Origin of the sequence: Ruminococcus callidus ATCC 27760, assembly GCF_000468015.1 — a bacterium.
GTDB lineage: Bacteria > Bacillota > Clostridia > Oscillospirales > Ruminococcaceae > Ruminococcus_C > Ruminococcus_C callidus.
Genome location: NZ_KI260321.1, coordinates 1 through 1,707, shown reverse-complemented (window position 1 = coordinate 1,707; position 1,707 = coordinate 1). Strand labels below are relative to the sequence as shown.

At 56.4% G+C, this 1,707-nt stretch carries 2 protein-coding genes; both read left to right on the top strand.

The annotated features are described in order from the left end of the window. Window positions 1-81 precede the first annotated feature (81 nt). The gene (locus RUMCAL_RS02795) at window positions 82-759 is read left to right on the top strand and encodes a dTMP kinase (protein ID WP_021680969.1); all 678 of its coding nucleotides are present in this window, start codon (window positions 82-84) and stop codon (window positions 757-759) included. Beyond that, window positions 753-1,661, top strand: coding sequence for a DUF2156 domain-containing protein (locus RUMCAL_RS02790; RefSeq protein WP_021680968.1), 909 nt, complete (start codon window positions 753-755; stop codon window positions 1,659-1,661). The genes RUMCAL_RS02795 and RUMCAL_RS02790 overlap by 7 nt, the downstream gene beginning before the upstream one ends. Window positions 1,662-1,707 lie beyond the last annotated feature (46 nt).

Genomic DNA, 1,707 nt, shown 5'->3' with positions numbered 1-1,707 from the left:
CCTGCTACTGCGGCGGCTGTACCGAGGGCAAGATGAGCTGCGGCAAGGCGAAGGAAGTACGGGAAAAATTTGAGGTGATCCATGGTGAAACAAGGTAAAATTATCGTGCTGGACGGGCTGGACGGCTGCGGAAAGTCCACCCAGTTTGCCGCACTGGGCAAGCTGCTGACGGAGCAGGGCGAAACGGTAAAGCCGATCAGCTTTCCCATGTATGACAAGCCCTCTGCCGCACTGGTGAAAATGTATCTCCGCGGCGATTTTTCCGACACGCCGGACGGCGTGAACGCCTATGCCGCTTCCAGCTTCTACGCCGTAGACCGCTACGCCAACTATAAGCTGGACTGGGAAAAGAACTACACGGCTGGGGAACTGATCCTCGCCAGCCGCTATACCACGTCCAACGCCATTCACCAGATGAGCAAGCTGCCGCAGGAGCAGTGGGACGGGTATCTGGAATGGCTGGAGGATTATGAGTACTGTAAACTGGGACTGCCCCAGCCGAATCTGGTGCTGTTTCTGTCCCTGCCGTTGGAACTTTCCCAGAAGCTTCTCGCCAAACGCTATGACGGGGACGCTTCGAAAAAAGACATTCACGAGGCAGACCTTGCCTATCTGGAACAGTGTGACCGTGCTGCCCGCTATGCCGGCGAAAAGCTGGGGTGGCAGTTCGTGGAGGTTTCAGACGGCAGACAGCTTTATCCGGTAGAACAGATTCGGGACGAATTATACCGACGCATACAGGAGGCATTTGCATGCTGAATTTCCGGCAGATCACTCTGGCAGACCGTCCGTGGATCCAGACGGCTCTGCGGCAGTCCGATTTCATGGGGTGCGAATACAGCTTCGCCAACAATCTGGCATGGTGCCGCGGGGCGGATTCCCGCATCTGTGCCTTTGAGGGGTTCTATCTGATCTGTGCATTCGATACGCCGGACGGCACGCCGCATTTTTCGTTCCCCAGCGGAACGGGCGACCTGAAACAGGTGATCGCGGCAATGGCGGCATACGCGGCGGCAATGCAGAAACCGCTGGTGATTACTGGCCTGACCCAGCAGAGCCTGCCGCTGTTGCAGGCGGTATTTCCGGAACAGTTCACGCTGGAAAACGACCGCGACAGTGCGGACTATCTCTATCGCACCGCCGACTTTGTGGCACTCTCCGGAAAGAAGTATCACAAAAAGCGAAATCATATTGCCCAGTTTGCCAGGTATGCTCCGGTTTTCTCGGAGATGACACCGGACGACTTTGCCGAGTGCATTGCCTTTGCAGCGGAAAGCTATAACGCCAAGGACGGCTATACCGATGCTTCCAGCGTGGCGGAGCAGTACGCCATTCACACCTTTTTCGAGAACTTTTCCGCACTGGAACTGAAAGGCGGCGTGTTGCGGGTAGACGGCAGGCTGGCGGCGTTCTCCATCGGGGAACCCATTTGCAGCAATGTGTTCGGCGTGCACATTGAAAAGGCGGACACCCGCTATCATGGGGCGTATCCGGCAATGGCACGGGAATTCGCGGCACACTTTGCCATGGACTACACCTATCTGAATCGGGAGGAAGATCTGGGCATTGCCGGACTGCGGAAATCGAAGCTGTCCTACTATCCGGAACTGCTGCTGGAAAAATGGACGGCAACTTGTCATACGCCGGAGGAACTGTGCTGAAAGCCGTTTCTTTTGGGCAATACCGCACAAAGAGCGTCTGGCGACT